This is a genomic window from Mesonia oceanica, assembly GCF_902499555.1.
GTDB classification, from domain to species: Bacteria; Bacteroidota; Bacteroidia; order Flavobacteriales; family Flavobacteriaceae; genus Mesonia; species Mesonia oceanica.
Genome location: NZ_CABVMM010000003.1, coordinates 40,189 through 60,857 on the forward strand (window position 1 = coordinate 40,189; position 20,669 = coordinate 60,857).

The following is a 20,669-nucleotide window of genomic DNA, read 5'->3' on the forward strand; positions in this document are numbered from 1 at the left end:
GTAATTTTTAGAATAGTTGTTTGTTTTGATTTTCTTTATCAAAAGTAGATCAAAGGTTCAATGGAAATTTTATATTTAGACAAGTGAGGTTTTTTGTTTAGACGAATGGTAATTTTCCTTAGACCAATAAATTTTTGTAACTTTTTAGTTGCACTATCTTTACCTTGTAAAACATTAAGAACAATTTCTATTGAAAGAAAAAACCAATAAATACCTAATTGTAGCTTTAATCATTGGCTTGGTTTTTCACGGCTCTGCGGTATTTTTTACTATAGAAAATACCTACGATGCGTTAATCCATTTGTTTTTTGCAGAACATTATGCCAATAGTTGGTTTGAACCTTGGAACTATAAATGGTACACTGGGTTTACCGTGATGGGCTATCCGCCATTGGTTCATCAGGCAATCGGTTTGTTAAGTCTTATTGGCGGACTTAAATTCGGGATGTTTACGGTGGCAATTATTGCGGTAATTTTATTTATTACCGGGGTTTATAGGTTTTCATTGCTTATTACCGCAAGTAGAAAAGCGGCAGGTTATGCTGCCTTGTTAGCCGTATTCTCTTCTACCTTTGTAGAAACCTTACATATTTTTGGGCAGTTACCCAGCATTATAGGAATATCTATTTTAATGCATTCACTTCCTGAAATTTATTTATGGATCAAGACCGGACGCTATAAATATTTATGGAGAGCACTTTCACTTATTGCGGTCACGGTTACTTCTCATCACGTAACCCCAATTTTTGGAATGGTATTTTTTATCTTTCCATTAATCGGGATGGTTATTATGGATTACTCCAAAGAACAAGTGGGTTCTTTTAAGAAAATAAAGTTTCGGCTGTTTCTTACTTCCTTTTTTAAATTATTTAAAAGAATTATCCTTTTTGGCGGAGGCTCTTTGTTTATCATCGTTTTCTGTATTCTTCCGTATTGGATCAACTCCAAGAAAAATCCAATTACCCAAGTTCCTATTCCGCATGGGAGTAGGGATAATTTTTTAGAAGTAACTTCATCAGGATTGGTGTTCTTTTTAATTCCGTGGGGAATTTTGCTATTTCTACTACCTTATATTTTCTATAGATATTACGCCAAACGCTATTTGTGTTTCGGGCTTTCCATTACCTTATTAACTGTTTTAGGTACGGGAGGAACCACGCCTATCCCCAAAATGATGTTAGGAGAAACGGCATTTAATATTCTCACCTTAGATAGATTTACACTTTGGGCGTCTATTATGTCCTTACCCATTTTTGGGGAATTTGCTTATCGTTTTGCAGAAGGAGATCTTCGAGACTACATTCAAGAAAAATACGGTGCCATCTATCATCGTGTGTTAGGAGCTTTTTTGGTAGGAATGTTTTTGCTCATGACGGTTTTTACCATTACCATCAGTTATTTCCGACCCATGCAGCCGCAGAAAATAAAGATGTTGCCTATAGTTAACTTTCTTAATCAAGACCAGCATGACCATTGGCGTTTTTTAACTTTAGGCTTTGGCGATCAAATGGCTTGGCTTTCTGCACAAACCGGTGCGTTAACCGTAGATGGGAACTATCATTCTGCTAGAAGATTACCAGAATTAACGACCCGTGCGGTAGAGCGTTTAGAAAATTCAAAATTTAGGGGCGTAGAAGGGATTGGCTCTTTACAGCAGTTTTTAACGGTTCCCGAAAAATATAATTTAAAATATATTTTTTCTAACGATAAGTTTTACGACCCCTTGCTTTATTTCTGTGGATGGCAACGTTTGCAGCAATTGGAAAACGGAATTATGGTTTGGGAAAAACTAAATGTTCCACCGCTCTCTAAAATTTTACCTAAAGAAGACGTCCCTATTTTCCTTAAATTAATGTGGGGGATAATCCCCATGCTTACCGTGATTCTGGCTTTCATCATCAATATGCAGGTAATTTGGTACCAAACCTTAAAAATTAAGAAAGTTGAACGGCCCGATTTTTTGAAGTTTGAGAATAATTACAATCATTTCAACAGAAAACTTTTTAAGCCGAATCATCTATGGGCGCTACTTATGTTAGGTGTTGTTTTTTATGGGGTGTATTTATTTTATGTGAAAAACACAACCCAGCTCACCGGAAAAAATGTGGTAGAAGCCTATTATGATGCTTTAGACTTTAAAGAATTTGAACGGGCCCATTCTTATTTAGATCCCGATGCAGATATAACGATTGCCCAGTATATGCTGGAAGTTTCTGTAACGGATGGGATTTTAAGTTCCTATGCAAAATTAAACAGCATTGAAGTTGAATTGTTGAATAAAACAAAGAATCACGCCAAAGCGATTGCCAAAACCACGTGGGTAACGCCCTTGGAAAGAATTGATAAAACCTATTATCACGAGTTAGTCAAAAAACAAGGTAAATGGTATTTAGAACCGAATGATTTTGATTTAGATATTCCGCCAGATCAATTATTTTCAGACAATATGACTCAATTTTATAATCATGGTCGTCGACGGGTAACTACACAGCAAACCCATCATGAAGATGTATTGAAACAACCCGTATTAGAAATACTTTCTGCAAAATTGGTGTGTAATAACAGTCAATATTCCATTATTGGTGAATTACAAAATGTAGATAATGTTCCTTCAGATGTAGTTTTGAAAGCCACCTTGTATAACGATGACAATGAGGAGTTGGCCAATTACAATGCAAAGTATATGATGAAGCATAAACTGATGCCCAAGGAAGTGACTTCTTTTAGAATAGATTTTGAAGGTATTGCTTGGATGGATACGGCTACTACCATCCCTGAAACTTTTAATCCAGATGAATTCACTCCGGTAGAATTAGACGATATTCCTACTAAATTCAATTTGCAATCGGCAGGAAATGTGGCTACTTCAGATTTATACAAACAAGTATCACTTTCAGCTATAGAAATGCACGAAAATAGTATGGAAGGTACTTTATTTAACTACGGAATACAGGAAGTGACTATTCCGCAACTTTTGGTTTCCTACTATGATAAGGATAAAAAGCTCATTTGGGTAGCTAGTCAATTTATGCGGGAAGGCGTAAGAATTCAGCGAAAACAGTATTTTGCTTATGAATGGGAAAATTTAATAGATGTTGAAGTTTTAAATTCTTCTTTAGAAAATTGCTATGTGAATGGTTTGCCGAATGAATCTATTGCCAAAAAAGTAATTCCCAATAGAAAAGAAAGTCATCATCAAGAAAATTTACAAGCTGTAAAAGCCAAGGATTTTTCTTATATAAAGGTCGAATTAAATAGTTATATTGGAAATCCGCATTAATGAAAAAATTTCAGTTACTCATCTTACTTTTAGGTTTAGCAGGAAGCATCTGTTCGTTTGCGTATATCCAAGAATTAGATAACTTTCAAGCCGAAGAATTGACTGAAAAGTCTACTTTTCAAGCGGGAGAAAATATTCAACTAAGCTTTAAAATTACCGGTGTTGAACAACCTAAACTTTACCTTCATCATTCTTATGGAAGTACGTTGTTAAACGAAAGTAAAAAAGATAATGATCGGTTTATTTTTCAACTCCCTGAAATTTTTTCGAAGAAAACCGGTGAGCTCACTTGGCTGTTGTTAGGGGAGGAGGAGCATTTGTTAAGCGGAACTATAACAATTATTCCGGCCACTACTACTAAAACTCAGTTAGAAACTTATTTAGGACCCCGAAGTATTGTGGCAGGTTATGAAGATTTTTCGATGCTGGTGGTTTCTCCAACCGATTCGTACGATAATCCTTTGCCCGATAGCACCGAGGTTTTCATTTTTAAGCAGTATAAAAATAGAATTAGCGAATTTAAAGTTGCTATGAATAACATGATGGCTTGGCGAAATATGATGAGCGAACCAAAAGCGGGTATCATGCAAATTTCTTCTCAAGTGAACGGAACTTCCTCAAAAGAATTTACCTCCAACATATATCCTTCTAATGCAACTAATTTTCTAATTTCATGGGATAGAAATCATGAGTATGCCGATGGAAATCAACTCACAGAGTTTTCAACATCCGTTATCAAAGATGAGTTTGAAAACATCATTGCCGATGGAACGATGGTTGAATTTTTAATCCATACAGAAGAAAATCATTTATTAAAAACCTATGCTTCCACCATTAATGGAATTGCCAAAGCCAAAATGCTTCATCCCGATTCGCCACAAACCTGGAATGTGAAAGCTTACATTCCCGGAGTAGCAGAAAGCAATACCATTGAATTAACCTATCAACCAATCTTGGAAGATTTCCCGGTGAAATTTTCAGCAGGAAATAGAAAAATAACAGTCGGGCCTTTAGTAAGTTTTATGGAACAATTAATTCCGGATGGTGCACAAGTAAAATTATTGATTTATAATGAAGGGGAACTTATAGAGACCAAACAGAAAACTTCTTCCAACGGAAAAGTAGCGTTTCTATTGGGAAAAGAATTTTATCCTGAAAAAAGATATTCATTTCAAGTAAAAGCTTTGGGAGTTACAAAAGAGTTTAGAGAAAGAAAATATGAGTAAAAAATTAAATAAAAACCTATACAGAGCTTTATTGATTGTGACTTTCGTGGCATTAAATGGCTTGATTATTTGGGGAATCAGTTCTGTTTTAGCTTACTTGAATACAGGAGCTGACCGTTCTACCATGTTGCATGCAGAGGTGATCAACAGTAAAATCTATACACCTAAAATAAATTGGGATATTTCTGCGGTGGAAGGTCGACCGATGGAAAAACCTACTCTGCAGGAAATCGAAGACAATTATCTAAAATCTTGGTATGTGCGGAACAACGCCTACAAAACCAATAACACACACGGAATTGCCGATTTTTATACCGATAGTGCCCGGGTTAACCTTCATAAAATTATACAATTAAATAAAGAGCAAAACATTTCTATTGAAGCTACCACCCTTCATCATTCCCCTAAAATCGAATTTTACAGTGCAGATGGTCAACTTGTAGTGCTCACCGATAAAGAAGTGATGGAATACCAAAAGGTGTATCAACATGAAAAATTGGTCGCTATTCAAGAAGATACTTCTGCTTATCAAGTGATGTTGCTGTTGGAAGATGGCTTTTGGCGTATCCGGCATTTGGTGAAAATTCCATCAACCATTAAAAAAGATTCGGTACAAGCTTCTTCAGAATTTAAAGTTAAAGGCAAGAAACTTTATAAAAATGGAAAGCCGTTTATTGTAAAAGGCATTAATTATTATCCGCAGGATTCACCTTGGGATATGTTTGGAGACGATTTTGATACTTTGGTGATTCAGAAAGATTTTCAACTTATTAAAAATCAAGGTTTGAATAGCATCCGTATTTTTATTCAATATGAAGATTTTGGTAAAGCTGAAGTAAAACCGGAAAAGCTAAAAAAGCTGAAGAAAGTTCTAGATCTCGCTGAAGAAAATAAATTAAAGGTAGTAGTGACCTTGTTTGATTTTTACGGAGATTATTCGGTATTAGATTGGACCTTAACGCACCGCCATGCAGAAGCGATTGTTAGTGCGGTGAAAAACCATCCGGCGATTCTTGCTTGGGATTTAAAAAATGAACCTGATCTAGATTTTGAAAGTCGCGGAAAAGAAAATGTATTAGCTTGGTTGTCTCATCTCATTACGCAGATAAAAGCGGTAGATCAACAACATTTAATCACGGTAGGTTGGTCAACCCCAGAGCAAGCACATTTATTAAGTGATGAGCTTGATTTGGTTTCCTTTCATTATTATAAAGATTTGTCGCTTTTAGAGAATGATTATTCAGCATTAAATAAAAAGGTAGATAAACCTCTGGTGTTGCAAGAATTTGGAGCTACTTCTTACGATGGAATATGGAATCTATGGAGCAATAGCGAAGAAGATCAAGCAGCATACCATAAAAAAATGCAAGCTTTTTTAAAAGAAAAAGAGCTTGCATTTATGTCTTGGACGCTTTATGATTTTAAAAAAATCCCTACCGATGTGGTAGGGAGATTGCCTTGGCGTAAAGCCCGCCAAAAGCACTTTGGATTTATAAATTCGCGGGGTAATCTTAAACTTTCATCCAACTATATGTCATACTAAAATGCTTGACATTTTAGCATTTCTCAAGGTTTCAAATTGCTGTAAATACATATCGGTTATGATTTCCATAGGTAACGAACAGGCCGCTTTGTAATTTGCTTTTGCCAATTCAACTCTATAAGCATCGTTACAGATAATTTTCTCTACCGCATCAGCAAGTGATTCTACGCTGGTAGGGTTAAAAAATTGGCCGCGGTACCCTTCTTCTCTAACCAAAATCCCTAAATCTCCTAAATCTGGTAATACCACGGCCTTTCCATAACTTCCTGCTTGGTGTAAAACTCCTGAACTTCCGGTAGTTGAGGTGTAAGGGAATACCACTACAGCACTTTCTCCAAAAATTACAGGAACATCACTTTCTTCTACATAACCCGTAAAGGTAATGTTGGAAACATGCTTATATTTTTCTTGAACTCCGGCTAAATATCCAGGGGTGTTGGGACTATCGGTACCGGCGATCACAATTTCTATCGCTTCGTTGGTGCTTTTTCTAATTTTTTCTACCGCCTCGATTAAGATTTCCACTTTTTTATAAGTTCCAAATTTACCAAAGGTCATTACCTTTTTAGGCCCTTTTGGTAAATCGAAACTTGGTTCCGGTGGTGTTTCAAAAGAACCGTGCGGAATAAGCAACACGTTATCTGTTTTATATTTAGTTTCGAGTATTTGTACGTATTTACTAATCGTAACTGCTACCAAATCTGCTTTTAATAAGACTTTGGTAAGCGTTGAGCCAATAAAGTTATATACTTTTTGCATCAACTTGTTAGAAGTAAACCCGGCACTACCTAAATCTACTTGCTCTAAAATATTATGTAGTAAGACAATGGTAGCAATTCCTTTTAGTTTAAAAATCATAGGTAATAAAAGACCTAAAGCTGCAGCAATTTTTTTATCACCAAATTTCATAAACTGCAAGTTAAATAAGATAGCGTCTGGTTTCTCCTGTTGAATGGTTTTATAAACACTCCATACGTTTTTGTAACTGTTAAACTTCCAGCAATCTTTTACGGTGATTTTACATCCTTGTGTGTCAAAATCTAATTGCTTTGGTTCTTCCGTATAATCTGTAATTAAAACCAATTCATCTATATCTTCCTTTTGCGCAAAGTTTTTTACTAAGTGGTAACCGTATTCGTTTAAGGTTACTTTACTTGGAGGGAATGCTGTAACAATTGCTAATTTCATAATGATAGTTTTTTGTTTCTTGAGGTAAAAATCTTCTTTTAATTGCTTTAGTTATAATTTCTTCGATAAACGCAAGTTTACTTTCGACGAAATTTCTTCTTCTGCTGATAAAAGAACAAGCCTAGCTGTATCAACAATAGAAAACTCATAATTACGATCTGTACTTCTACTACTTGTGCTAAACTTTGATGAAAGAATACGATGAAGGCTACTTGACTTACTCCAAAAACTCCTGAGATAACCACCGGCAGGTATTTTTCTAAGGATAAAAAGTAATAGACAAATACATTAGAAACCGCAAAAATAGAAGTGGCCAAGGCGTATTTCCATAAAAGTGGTGCCATAGTGATATACTCTTCACCAAACATGAGTTGAATAATAGTTTCCGGGAAAAAGAAAGTAAGCACAACAATACTTCCCGCCAATAAACTAATAAGGCTTAAATATTTAAAAAATACAGGAAGCGGATCCTTACCTTCTTTTTTCAATTTTACTACGGTAGGTAATAAAATCATCACAAACATCCACGCGACAAAGTAGACCATTCTTCCTATTAAGGCCAACGAAGCATAAAGTCCGGCCTCGTAAGCATCAAAATAATGCTTTACCAATAGAATATCACTATTGTTAATAATGATCTGGGTAAGCTCATAAAATGCGGTAATAAGAATAAAACCGAAAATGGATTTTAAACTACCTATTTCTAAGGGAGATTCAGCTACATCTTTCGACTTACTTTTTTGATAAGGAAAAAGTCCGAAAATGAAAGAAATAAATATTCCAGCCGCTATCAATAAAGAAGTATTTCCTTTTAAGGTGAGCACTAAGACTAAAGTTATGACCAGCCTGCTTATCATTTCGGTTTGATAAGTGAAGGAAAGCTTGTAGAAACTTTTATTTCCTTGAAAATACCCTCGATTAGTACTCATTAAAAAGTAAACGGGGATACCGGCTGCAAAAAAATAAAACATCTCTTTAGAATTGGTTTGGAAAATTTGTTGCAACTCACCGGCAAATAAGGCTATCACAATCCCTAAAATAATTCCGGAAATGATAGCGACTTTCTTTATAAAACTAAAAAAGCTGAATTGTTTTGCTCCTTCTAAACCTGCCGTAAATTTGGTTACCGAAAGTTGAAAAGTCATGGCAACAAACGATAGCACCATTAACAAGGTGATTAAAATAGCGGCGTCTGCAAATTTTTCAGGACCTAAAATTCTTCCCAAAACCAAATTGTACACATAATTACCACCGTTAACCACTAGGGCACTTAACATAAAAACCTGCTCAGGTTTTAAAGTTAATTTATAAGGTAGGGTTGAAGAAGCTATCATAATTCTATTTTTTTAGTGTTGTGTTGGTTATGCGGCGATGGTAAACTTACCCTTAAACAAATTGACGTTGCATCGTTTAAATGCTCCGATGATTTTCTGGTTTTGTTTTCCCATGAAAGCGATTTTCTTTCCTTTTTTAAAAGCTGTTTCCACTAAACTTCTAAGCTCTAAAACACTTCCTGTATCAATACTATCTATTTCGCTAAGATCGATAGTGAAAAAGTCGATATTCTTAAGAAGCGTTTCGATGTGTGTTCTTACTAAATGTGCAGTACTTACGGTAAGATTCCCTGAGAGTTGAACTAACTCATTGTTTTGTTTGATAAAAAAAGCCATAATTTTATGTTTTATGTGTTATTGTTGATTCAAATATCTATCTTAATTCAGTGAAGAAAGTTCAAGTTTCGACGAATGGTTCTGTTGTGTAGATGAATAATAACGCTACTATGTGTAACTTGTACCTGTCTAATAAGAAAAAAACGATAATGAAAATTTTCAGACTATTACTAGTTGGTTTTATATGTAATTTAATCGGCTTTTCAGCTTTTACTCAAGAAATGAATGAAGGTTTTCAGTTTCTCGAAAAAGGGAAGTTTGCAGAAGCTGAAAGCTTTTTTGCAGATGTTCTTCAGCAATATCCCAATAACAAAACAGCAATCATCTGTTACGGTAGGGCCGTAGGTTTAAATGGCCGTCCAGAAAAAGCAACTAATTTGTTTTCTGATTTGTTGGAAGAATACCCAAAGGATTTAGAAGTGCAATTAAATTATGCAGAGTCCTTACTTTGGAATAAAAATTATCCCGAAGCTAGAAGCTATTATGCGCAACTGGTAAAAAATAATCCTGAAAATTTTGCAGCGCTCTTGGGTTATGCCAATACGTTTTCTAATCTAAAGGAATATGAAAATGCATTGACCTATGTAAATAAAGCCTTAGTGGTTTCGCCTAATAACCCGAATGCGATGACTTCTAAAAAATATATTCGGTTGGGGTTTGCCTATACCAAAATGCAATTGCAGGATTATGAAGCCTCCATCCAGTTGTTATCAGAAAATTTAGAAGATTTTCCTTTAGATAAAGAAACCTTACTTAATCAGGCTAATGTGTATTTGATTATGGAAGAGAGTGAAAAAGCCAATGAAGTCTATTTATTGACGGCAACCAATCCTAAAGATAGCATTACTGCATTAAACGGAATGGCTTTGGCGGCTCATATAGGGAAGAACGATAAACGTGCGTTAGCATTGACGAAAGAGTCTTTGCAAAAAGCGGAAGAATTTGGAGATAGCGAACTTCTAAAAAAAACGAAAGAACGTTTTGTACAAAGTTTGATTTGGAATAGAGCGTTTAAAGAAGCTGAAAATACTATTGAAAACTATCTTTCTACCTACGGAAATGAAAATTGGATTTTATCGTTACGGGCAACTTTAGGAATGTACCGAAGTGATTTTAAAGATAGTATTGAAGATTATAAAAATATCTTAGAGAAAGATTCGATTTCCTTTGATGGGAACTTAGGAAGTGCCAATGCTTATTTTGCAGATGGTCAACCAGAAAAAGCCTATGAAGCGGTCAATCAGACGTTGACTATTTTTGAAAATCAAAAAGATGCGACTAATTTTCTAGATAAACTAAATAGAACCTATTCTCCTGATGTAGAGGAACGAATTAGTTACACCTTTGATAATGGCGATAACCAAGCTTATGCCACTCAAACCCAAATTAATTTCCCCATCAGTTTAAAATTTACCTTATTAGGAGATTATACTTATCGTAAAACAGAAAATACCATTACCAACAATAAAGCCTCTTCCCATAATGCTAATTTTGGGGTGAGCTATCAGTTTCATCCCAAAGCCAAATTTACAGCCTTAGCAGGAGTTTCTTCAGCCAGTTCTTTTTCTAATGACTATACAGCAGTATTGGGAAAAGCTTTTTTTAATATTAAACCTTATAAACTACAAGATTTAGAAATTGGTTATCAACGGGATATCCAAAACTTTAATGCCGACTTATTAGATAGAAATATTGCTGCCAATCATTTATACTTAAATTATAACTTAAGCACTAATAAAAAAATAGGTTGGTTTACGCAGTATTTTTATACCTTTCAATCAGATAGCAACCAACGTAACTTGCTGTTTACTTCGGTGTACTATAATTTCTTGACGCAACCGGTATTAAAAGGAGGGATTAACTATCAATACATTAGTTTTAAAGATCAAGTGCCTACGGTTTATTTTAGTCCTGCCCGATTTAATGCGACTGAAATTTTTGTAGATTTTCTGAAAGATGAAAATGTAGCTAAAGAAGCATCAATGTTTTATGGATTGACAGCCGCCACCGGATTTCAATTTATTGAGGACGATAAGAAACAATCTACTTACCGTTTTCAAGGAAAATTAGGCTATAAGTTTTCAAATCGTTTCTTACTCAACTTTTATGGAACCCATAGTAACATTGCTTCTGCAACGGCGGCAGGATTTAAGTTTACAGAACTTGGTATACGCTTAAAATGGTACCTTACGAAAAAGCCGGTTTTTAAGATGAATTAGTTTAAAATAATCTATTCAACTTATTATTTGGAAAGTCCTCGTAGGTTTTTAAAACCGGTGAGGACTTTTTAATTATGTAGTTCTATTTTCATTGAAAGGATAGCGAATTTTTCTCGATTCCTTTTGGACTGAAATTAATATTCATATAAAATATCTTCCTCGAAATTTTCTAAATGAAGAATAACCTTATCAGTGCCTTCTACTTGTAAACTAGAGATATCAAAAGAAGTTTCTTTTCTAATTACCGCCTGACAAAGTTCTTGATTGTCAAGCACCATTCTAATATTTCGTTGAGGCGGAGCAGATTCCATCACAGCTCCGGAATCGATTAATTCTACTGTCCAAGTAGAACCATCACAACCACTTGCCGAATAAGAGAGCTCTAGACAACCTTCTGTAAATGAATAATCGGTAAAGACAAAATCAGAGGTCGTGGCATTTTCAAATTGATCGCTGCTAACTACTACTTCTTGGTCGCAATTGTAGTCAAAAGGATCTGTGATTATTTCATTGTTGTCGTCATCAGAATCACATGACACAAATACACAAGCAAGGGCTAAGAAAATTAAATTTTTCATGGTTTTGTATTTATAGGTAGATACAAAAAACTGCTAAAGGTTGCTTTTAAACTTTAGATGATAAGTTGAAGACTATGGTGCCTAATAAAATAATAAACAAAAAAAGGCCGAAAGCTTTTCACTTTCGACCTCCTCTCAAAAAACCAACCAATTTCAACTATTCCATAACAAGTCGGTAAGAGAATTTCTCTTTTTCATGTATGATTAGGGCTTGATAAATGCCTCTTTTTAATGGAGATAAATTTATCTGTGCTTGATTATTTTGTGTAGTAAAAGAGCGTTCTAAAACTTTTCTTCCCAGCATATCAAACAATTGTAAATTTGCTTTTTCAATAGGTTGAGTAAATACTAGGTTGATGTTTTCTTTTACAGGGTTGGGATATGCATAAAAAGCTGCAGTTAAATTTTGGTCATCCTGTAACGATAAACTTTCGCTTGAAAATTGAACATTCGCTATGTCTAGATTAAACTCCTGAAAGCTTTGATAATTTCCTTGTACCGAAAAAACGATACTTTTCAACTGAAATTCATTTAAACTTTCCCCATTTGCATTCTGGAAATCACTCAAATTAATTTGATACATGCTCGTTTGAGCATTCACCGGCAATTGAAACTTAAATCGGTTATTCCAATCCATTAGGTTTTCAGTGACCAAGACTATTTCTACCGGAAGATTATTGGTAATGGAAAAAGCTAAAGATTCATAAGCGGAAGCATCAAATATCATCTCTCCAGGTAAAATAGTTCTAAATAAATTAGCTGTTCCTAATACACTTCCTGATACGGATGGATTTCTTTCAACAGTATAATCAGTACTGTTATTTGTGTTTTCAGAAAAAGCTGATATTTCAAAATTGTTGACAACTACTTCATTTTCGAGATAATCCAGTCCCCAAGGGCCATCGGCCAAATAAAGCGCATCTGCTTGAGGTGAATTACTTCCCAATAGGGTTAAATTAATATCAAACAAACCCCCTGTGGTGATTACCACATCTTCTTTATAACTTCCAGACAGAGCAATCGTCGGGTTTAAACTAGTTTCAGTGGCCATTTCAGTTTCTCTCTTGCTGGCAAGGACTTGAAGGTTACCTTGCCCTGATTTGTTCACAATTTCTAACTGAATCTCACCATCTTTATAAAAACCTTTTGTTACAAAAACCGAAGGAATTCTGTCTAAAACAACCGAACTGTTTACAGGTTTTGTAGCGTTTAATTCCTCTAAAATATGATTGGTAATATGGCTTACTTGTCCCATAGATGAGCCCCAGATTTGAAAATTAGCAAAATCTACAGACGGATATTGAAAGATGTTCCAATAACTGTGTAACTCGTAAGTAGTAGTGTTTTCAGCTACAGAAAATAAAATTGCATATTCTACTTGTTCGTTAGCTCTTTCTATTTTAAGCATTACCAATTCATGATTTTGAATGTTTACCGTTCTAATATCTTTTAAAGTGGATCCATTTAATCGGTCGCAAATCATTTTAGAATGATTGTAAACTTCTCCTAGGGTTTTTGTGGCTAATGCAGCAGCTACCCGGTTATCGCCTTCATAATAATCTACAGCAAAAACTTCCGTAGCATTGGTGATCGATAATAAGTCGGTTGGACTGGATTCGTAGGATTGTTCGCTTCCAAACATTCCACTGGAAGGGAAAATTCCTCCTAAATTTAATCCTGAATTTGCACCTCTAGCGGTCAAATTTTTCTGAAATTTTGTTTGTAAATTTTTCTTGTGGGCAAATGAGTTGTTTTTTACTCGGTTAAAGTTTCTTTTGGCAATTAGTTGTGCTAGACTTCCATTACTTTCCAATCCTCCCATATTGGCAGAACTTACATCGGTAGCACTTTCTACATCTGCATAGTTTTGGGTTCTTAATGCAGAATAAGGATTAGCACTTACATAGAAAAGAGCATCATTAAAATCGTTATCACAAGAAGAATAATCCCTTCTTATATCTTCAAAACCTAAGATGATTCGTTCATTCTCCGGATCTGCCAATAAGATATTGTGGTGGCGTAATTTAGCATTTGCTTCTGGGTTAAAATCTGGATTAGAATATAATTGCCAGTTACCTGCAGTTACCGAAGTTGTAGCGTCTTTCCATCCATCAGCTAGAAGTACCCATCCAATACCGGTATTAGCTGGAAAACTTCCTATTTTTACTTTGTTTCCTTTCATGAGTCCGCCACCATATCCTCCTTCAGAAACGTTAGGGAAAATAATGGTGATATCTGATGGTGTTGGCGCTGAGGTATAGGGGCTATTGAGATCATAAGTATAAAAACCCAATACATTCTTATAACCGGCACCTTCTTTTACAAAAGTAACCCAAACATCGGCTGCCTGATCTAAGATAACATCGGTATCATAACCCGAAGAAATATAATGCGGATTATAATCGGGTACGGGATAACCTTCGGGAACAGCATTGGTAATCATCTCCATTGTGGCGTCGCTAATTACATCATTATCCGGCTCTAAATAGAGTGGAGTCCCATCTGAAGTATAAGGTCCTAAAAAGTTATAATTTTGAGCAAAACAAAACTGTATAACTAAAAATAGAAAGATGTGTAGTGCTATTTTCATAATAAAAAGATTTTTGTTAGAACAAATTTATAGCAGCTACTTAGGGATTTGTTATCTATTCGATTAGCGTATTGAAAAAGGTAGACGAATGGTTAATATGTTTCTTTTAACTGAAAAAGAAGACTATCGAAATAGGCGAGTTTATAAAAACATTAAGGCCGGAAGAAAACTCCCGGCCTTAAAACCAATAAAAACTTATGAAATAAAATTACTTAACCTCACTTCAAAGATGGGAATTTAATACGTTGCTTTTTAAGTTTTTCGATGAATGGTTTAAATTACTCGTTGGATGGTGTCTTACTGCAGATAAGATATAAATTTTATAAGAGATTAAGCCTTTTCATTAACTCTGGGCGGTTAGATCTACTTACGGGAATCACCTCTTTTTCTATTAAAACACTATTATCTTCTATATCTACAATCTTATTCACATTAATGATGTACGACCTGTGTACTTTTAAAAAAGTGTCTTTGGGTAGCTTATCTTCAATTTTCTTTAACGTGGAATGAACGGTATAATTCTTACCTGTGGTCTTAATAAGTATGTAATCTCCTTTAGCTTCGATGAGATTAATAGTTGAAAATTCTATTTTAACCAATCTTCGGTCTATGTTTACATACATTTCTTTTTCGTGATCCTCTTTTTTATCTTTTGTATGTGATGTAGATGAAAAAGCGATTAAAAAATTAGCGGCTTTGGTTACTGCTTTATTGAACCTTTCTTGATTAATTGGTTTCACCAAATAATCTACAATAAAATCATACTCAAAAGCTTGTAAAGCAAAATTTCTATCGGAAGTTGTTAAAATGATTTTTGGCGGGTCCTTTAGGGTCTCTATTAAATCGAAACCGGTAAAATCAGGCATATGAATATCCAGAAAAATTAAATCTACTTCATTTTGATTTAGGTATTTTATAGCCTGAATTGCATTGGGGAATTGAGTTTCAAGGCTTAGTTCGGGATGATTGTTCACAAACTGCTCGATAATAGCTCTCGCCATTTCTTCATCATCTATAATTATACATTTCATAAGTTTCTTAGTTTAGGATAATGGTATATATCACTTAAATAAACGAAAATCCTTAAAAAAGGACTCCTTTTTTTAAGAATAGTGATTTTATCCCTAAAATAAGAATTTTATTTGGGTAAGGTAAAATAAAAAGTGGTTCCTTTATCGAGTTCGCTCTCTAACCAAATTTTACCCTCATAGAAATCTATAATTTTTTTCACAATGGAAAGCCCAATTCCTGTGGCTTGCTGGTCGTTATCTATTTTTTCAAAAATCCTGAATATTTTTTCAAATTGATGTTGAGGAATACCATAGCCATTATCTTTAATTGAAAATTCCCAAAAGTTTTCTCGGTCTTTGTAATCAATTTTTATAAGTCCTTTTTCCTTTTCTATACTATTAATTGCATTTTGTAGGATATTTTGAAAAATTTGCTGAATCCTAACTGTGTCTCCATAAATGGTGGGAAAGTTTTTGGGTACTTGGAGCTCTATATGTTCGGGAATATATATGACTTCCGTGAGTTGGGTAAGGAGCAAATTTAAATCAATCACCTCTTTACCAAATTGTTCTTTGTCTAATGTTGAATAATTTAAAATGCCATTAATTAAGGCATCCATTTTTTCCAGGTTATTTAAAATTAAACTTATGTATTCTTTACATTGACTGGCAAGTTCAGGTTTTTCTTCTAAAATGAAATTGAGTAAGGTATTGATATTACGTAAAGGCGATTTTAAATCGTGAGATACCATATGAGCATAATTGGAAAGAATTTCATTTTTATTTTCCAGGCTTTTTAATAAGGTTTCTTGTTCTTCCCTAACTTTATTCAATTCTTCACTTTGCTCCTTAAGGTAATTGGCAAGTTCTATTACATCTAAGTTTTCATTTTTTTGGGGAGTTTTTAATTGTAAAGATTTTATCACCAATTTTAAACTGTCTAGAATTTCTTGTTGCGCTTTGCTTTCTTCCCTTAATTTTTGGTTAGCTACAAATAGTTCTTCAGAGCTTATTTGCATGGCCCGTTGAAGCATATTAAATTGCTCTTCTTGGGTATGATAAGATTTTTTTACGGCTTCTAAAAAAGGTTTTAGGCTTTCATTATTAGCTAAATCTTGAGGTAAAAACTTTCTTATTTGTCTTTCTAGTAGCGTACTCATTATTCACTAATTAAAGTTAAGGTCATGGTTTGGTTGTGCAGTTCGCAATTTTCTCCTTGATGGAAGGGGGCAATCTCTCCATAGGAATAGAAACCGGCAGTTGCAGAATTTTTTCCTATTATTTCTAATACTTCCTCAACTTCTTCTTCAGTACGCTGATCCATTACCATTTTCCTACCAATACAGCTTACCAAAAATGCTACTTCAGGAGCTTTTTTCCTGTTATCTATAGCTATTTTAGCAGCATCTATGGCTCCTTCAATAATGGCGTCTACCGAGGCCATCATGAGTTGTGTTCTTGAATTTTCTGGTACATCGCCTGCGAAAATCATGGATTTATTTTCTTGGTTTATATTCAGAATGGTCCTTACCACAGGTTGTGTTTTTCCTGAAGCTTGAACATTTAATGGAAAAAGTAATGCCGATTGGGGCAACTCAAAGGCTTTTTCACCTAAATATTTAGAATAGATATCAAGAGCGGGAATGCCATCTATTTCGTAAAGAATATTTCCTTCAGATTTAGTAATGATGCGTTCCGGTCCAAAAGGAACCCAGCCTCCAAAGCTTGCATAAGAAAATTCTAAACTATCTCCATAAAACCCAATGATTACAATTTCTCCTTCAGTGGGATCTTTTTGAAATGATACTAGGGTTTTTTCAAATCTATCATTATCACCACAAATGCCACCAGTGACTTTTACATCGCTTGGAAGCTTGCTCTCTATGCCTTCGATTAATTTACTGCCATTAACGAAGCTGCCTTCAGAGATGATAAATATATGCTTGAGGTCTTTAGAAGGTAATTGTTCTATTAAATTTTTTCCGATGGAATAGGAGTCCTTACCAAAGTCAAAAAGATTAGCTTTTTTTATGATGAAAGAGCTTTTTTCAAATTCTATTGCTGTAATGGTAATTGAATTTTCTAATACTTGACTGCCAATAATCTCTCCGGCAGTAGAACTGAAAACGATATTTTTATAAGGAAATTCTTCCCGAATGTTTTTTAATACTTCCTTCCTTTCCAGTAGCGTTCTTTCAGCAAAAACCAAAACCAAAGGGTCCTTCAATTTTAGTTTAGGTTTTATATAGGTCCAAGTATTATTTTGCCAATAGGCTTGAATAACTTTCATTTTCTTTATTTTTTTATGCTGAAATAGAAAGTAGTACCTATGCCTACTTCACTTTCTAACCAAATTTTACCGTTGTATAGGTCAACGATTTTTTTCACAATACTTAATCCTATTCCTGTAGATTTTTCATGGTTTCCTAGTGAACTGAAAATTTTGAAAATTCTTTCATGGTGTTCTTTCGCAATACCTATTCCGTTATCTTTTATAGAAAATATGTGATGGGTGTTATTTTCTGAATGATTTACTTCTATAAGTCCTTTTTCTTTATCTATGTAATTTACAGCATTACCAATTAGATTTTGAAAAAGTTGCTGGATTCGGGTTTTATCTGCTTTAATTGTGGGTAAATTACTCTTAATCTTGACACTAACATGGTCAGGGATATAAATCATTTCCACAATCGTCTCGATGAGTTGGTTTAGGTCTATATTTTCCTCGGTTAATATATCACTTTCGATACTGGAGTATTTTAGGATGTTTTCAATAAGGTGATCCATTTTTTCAACCTTATTTTGCATAAGATCCAGATTGGCTAGGCTTTCTTCTCCCAATTTATCCCTAAAGTCTTCTTTGGTCCAACTTAATAGTGCCGAAATATTTCTTAATGGTGATTTTAAATCGTGCGAAACAATATGGGCATATTCGTTAAGTTGTTCATTCTGTTTTTCTAGGTTGCTAAGTAGCTGCTCCTTTTGTTTTTCCAATTCTTTTATTTGGGTGATGTCTAAATGAATGCCAACGGAGCCTGTTTTATTGCCTTTAACATCATAATTTGGAGCTGTACTAATAAGCCAGTAACGTTTTTCGCCTTTTTTATTCCTAATCTCTAGCTCATAAGAATCGGTGGTGTTTGGATCTCTGTCCTCAAGCCTGTTAAAATAGTCTTTTGAAGATTTTTTTGTTAGAAATAAATCGATTGCTCTTTTGCCTAAAAGTTCTTCTTGAGAGTAACCACTCATCTTAGAGAAGGTTTGGTTAGAGAATACTATTTTGTCTTCTATATCATTTTCCAATAAGCCTAAATTGATATGAGCTATAATACTGCTATATTTTTCTTTTTGAGCCTTAAGGCTTTCCCTATACTTTTTTTGTATGGTTACATCGGTATAGCTCCATAAATGTCCTTTGTAATCTTTTTGATGATAAATAGGAATATAACTTCGCTCGAAAACCCTTCCGTCTTTTAGGTAAAGAGTGTCGTTAAGGGCTGTTTTTCTCTGTTGGAGGAGTTCTTCTATTCTATTCACAAAGCCTTCCTCGTCTTTAAAGAAAACTTTGTTTTGTTCTGCCGCATTGTCACAATTCATTCCTATTAATGCTTCCGGAGGGGCATCAATCCCAAACATATTACAGAAACGGGGATTGGTAAGCAGGATATTTCGGCCTTCATCTTCCAGCAAAACTCCTGTTTGGAGGTTCACAATAAGCGCGGCTAACCTATTTTCTGATTCTTTTAATTTTTCTAGGGCTTCTTTTTCTTTAGAGATATCTTCAAAGGTGGCTACTGTGTAGAAATTTTCTTCTTTCGAGACTTTAACTGCTGCAGCAGAAGTCTTTAACCAAATGACTTCCCCGTTCTTTTTAATATATCTTTTTTCTACAGAATAGTGATCTATTTTTCCTTCCAGTAATTTTTTTAGGTATTTTAAAGACCATTCTTTGTCTTCGGGATGGGTAATATCTCTAGGGTCTAAGTTATTTAATTCATCTTGTGTATAGCCTAGTAATTTTGCTAATCGCTTATTGGCAATTAACAATCCTTCTTGACCAATTTTTGCAAGGCTAATTCCAATAGGGGAATTGTCCATGATAATTTCTAATTGCCTTTTTTGCTCCTCTAGCTGTGTCTTAAGAAAATTTTCATTGGTAATGTCACGGGCTATTCCTTGGGCGGCAATAGGAATTCCTTCATCATCATAGATTAAACTGGCATTGATTTGTACGGTTTTTTCTTTTTTATCTTTGGTAATGAGCTTTACTTTATAATTGGAAAACATACCTTCTTGGTATAGTTTTTTAAAAGCATCTTTACTGTAAGATTTGTATTCCGGTTTTACCAGTTCTACCAAGCTTATATTTTCTTTTTCATGATCAAAACCTAGCAGCTTTTTGGCGGCTTCATTCATATTTAATACATAGCCGTGAATGTCTATGACTACATATGCATCTATAATGTTGGTGAATACTCCCTCTAATTGATTGGTTTTTTCTTTAAGTAATTTTGAAAGTTTTTGGTTAGAGGTTTTTAATGCTTCCGATAATTGATATAGTTCGTCAGATTTTTCTTCTAGGATAGCTTCAGCTTTTCGCCGGGCATTTTTTTCCCGCAGTACGGCTCGCTCCAATATTTCTATTTTCTTCAATGACTCCTCCATGTGATATGATTGTAAACTTAACTTCTGAACCTTTTTCATTTAATAATTCAAAATTAATGTCGACATTTTCTTGGTAATATTCAAATGTTTTTTCCATTAATGCTTTTGCAAACATATACATGCTTCTTTCTGATTTGTATAATAAGCTTAAACATTCGGAAGACTTATCGATAATTTTGAAGGAAGGCAGTTCTGCATCCGGATATATTTTTCTAACCTGAACATGAATATGATCTTCTATAGATTCTACCAAATCTATAGGGGACTTATAATGTTGAAATATATAGGGGTGGTGGTCTGTTAAGGTTTTAAAGAAGTAAAGCCCATAATTATAGATTAAATCGTTGATAGGGATTTGAGTGAGGTTACTTAAATGAAACAATAGTTGTTGCATTTCCATAAAATCATAGGTGCCTACCGTAGTATAACTTCCTTTTGAAGGAAGCTTGGAATGGTTTATAATATGGTCTACTTTTTCTATTCCAAATTTCTCTTCAACCATCTCTAAAAACTCTGTAAATACGATTCCTTTCATAGTAAATTTTTTATGGGTTAATAACTACTTCGATTATTTAAAATAGAAGTTTATTTTCCATACTTCAAAAATCAACATATTATGAAGTTTTTTTAATAGATTTCGACAGAGCGAAATTTAATGTCGATGAAAGGTTAAAAGTGGTAGTTTTAGTTCTGATAAAAG

General features: G+C 34.3%; 14 protein-coding genes. 4 read left to right on the top strand and 10 right to left on the bottom strand.

The window, feature by feature from the left end:
- The first annotated feature begins 190 nt into the window (after positions 1-190).
- The 3 genes from FVB9532_RS04025 to FVB9532_RS04035 are packed head-to-tail and all read left to right on the top strand — an operon-like array spanning position 191 to position 6,049.
- Positions 191-3,280: a putative glycosyltransferase family protein gene (locus FVB9532_RS04025; protein WP_150543922.1), complete on the top strand. Its 3,090-nt coding sequence runs from the start codon at positions 191-193 to the stop codon at positions 3,278-3,280.
- Positions 3,280-4,506 (top strand): hypothetical protein, encoded by a 1,227-nt coding sequence (locus tag FVB9532_RS04030; protein WP_150543923.1) that lies wholly within the window; start codon positions 3,280-3,282, stop codon positions 4,504-4,506. The genes FVB9532_RS04025 and FVB9532_RS04030 overlap by 1 nt, the downstream gene beginning before the upstream one ends.
- Positions 4,499-6,049 (top strand): glycoside hydrolase family 2 TIM barrel-domain containing protein, encoded by a 1,551-nt coding sequence (locus FVB9532_RS04035; RefSeq protein ID WP_150543924.1) that lies wholly within the window; start codon positions 4,499-4,501, stop codon positions 6,047-6,049. The genes FVB9532_RS04030 and FVB9532_RS04035 overlap by 8 nt, the downstream gene beginning before the upstream one ends.
- On the opposite strand, the gene FVB9532_RS04040 is transcribed toward FVB9532_RS04035, so the two are convergent.
- From FVB9532_RS04040 to FVB9532_RS04050, 3 genes are all read right to left on the bottom strand, one after another.
- The gene (locus FVB9532_RS04040; protein ID WP_150543925.1) at positions 6,041-7,237 is read right to left on the bottom strand and encodes a glycosyltransferase; all 1,197 of its coding nucleotides are present in this window, start codon (positions 7,235-7,237) and stop codon (positions 6,041-6,043) included. The genes FVB9532_RS04035 and FVB9532_RS04040 overlap by 9 nt on opposite strands.
- A gap of 77 nt (positions 7,238-7,314) precedes the next feature.
- Positions 7,315-8,571, bottom strand: coding sequence for an oligosaccharide flippase family protein (locus FVB9532_RS04045; RefSeq protein ID WP_150543926.1), 1,257 nt, complete (start codon positions 8,569-8,571; stop codon positions 7,315-7,317).
- Between the two features lie 27 nt (positions 8,572-8,598).
- Positions 8,599-8,907 carry an STAS domain-containing protein gene (locus FVB9532_RS04050; RefSeq protein ID WP_150543927.1) on the bottom strand — a complete coding sequence of 103 codons (309 nt, stop codon included), beginning with the start codon at positions 8,905-8,907 and terminating at the stop codon, positions 8,599-8,601.
- A gap of 149 nt (positions 8,908-9,056) precedes the next feature.
- Between FVB9532_RS04050 and FVB9532_RS04055 the strand changes: the two genes are divergently transcribed.
- Entirely contained in the window at positions 9,057-11,126 is a 2,070-nt protein-coding gene (locus FVB9532_RS04055; protein ID WP_150543928.1) for a tetratricopeptide repeat protein, read from the top strand.
- Positions 11,127-11,260: 134 nt separating this feature from the next.
- On the opposite strand, the gene FVB9532_RS04060 is transcribed toward FVB9532_RS04055, so the two are convergent.
- From FVB9532_RS04060 to FVB9532_RS04090, 7 genes are all read right to left on the bottom strand, one after another.
- Positions 11,261-11,704 carry a hypothetical protein gene (locus FVB9532_RS04060; protein ID WP_150543929.1) on the bottom strand — a complete coding sequence of 148 codons (444 nt, stop codon included), beginning with the start codon at positions 11,702-11,704 and terminating at the stop codon, positions 11,261-11,263.
- A 157-nt stretch (positions 11,705-11,861) separates the two neighbouring features.
- Positions 11,862-14,294, bottom strand: coding sequence for a DUF4114 domain-containing protein (locus tag FVB9532_RS04065; RefSeq protein ID WP_150543930.1), 2,433 nt, complete (start codon positions 14,292-14,294; stop codon positions 11,862-11,864).
- A 320-nt stretch (positions 14,295-14,614) separates the two neighbouring features.
- Positions 14,615-15,325 carry a LytR/AlgR family response regulator transcription factor gene (locus FVB9532_RS04070; RefSeq protein ID WP_150543931.1) on the bottom strand — a complete coding sequence of 237 codons (711 nt, stop codon included), beginning with the start codon at positions 15,323-15,325 and terminating at the stop codon, positions 14,615-14,617.
- 107 nt (positions 15,326-15,432) lie between these two features.
- Positions 15,433-16,464, bottom strand: a complete 1,032-nt coding sequence (locus FVB9532_RS04075; protein ID WP_150543932.1) for a sensor histidine kinase — start codon at positions 16,462-16,464, stop codon at positions 15,433-15,435.
- On the bottom strand, positions 16,464-17,594 hold the full coding sequence (locus FVB9532_RS04080; RefSeq protein ID WP_150543933.1) for an FIST signal transduction protein: 1,131 nt from the start codon (positions 17,592-17,594) through the stop codon (positions 16,464-16,466). The genes FVB9532_RS04075 and FVB9532_RS04080 overlap by 1 nt, the downstream gene beginning before the upstream one ends.
- Before the next feature lie 5 nt (positions 17,595-17,599).
- Entirely contained in the window at positions 17,600-19,969 is a 2,370-nt protein-coding gene (locus tag FVB9532_RS04085; RefSeq protein WP_150543934.1) for a PAS domain S-box protein, read from the bottom strand.
- Positions 19,893-20,504 carry a heme NO-binding domain-containing protein gene (locus FVB9532_RS04090; RefSeq protein WP_150543935.1) on the bottom strand — a complete coding sequence of 204 codons (612 nt, stop codon included), beginning with the start codon at positions 20,502-20,504 and terminating at the stop codon, positions 19,893-19,895. Before FVB9532_RS04090 ends, FVB9532_RS04085 begins: the two co-directional genes overlap by 77 nt.
- Between the last annotated feature and the right edge of the window lie 165 nt (positions 20,505-20,669).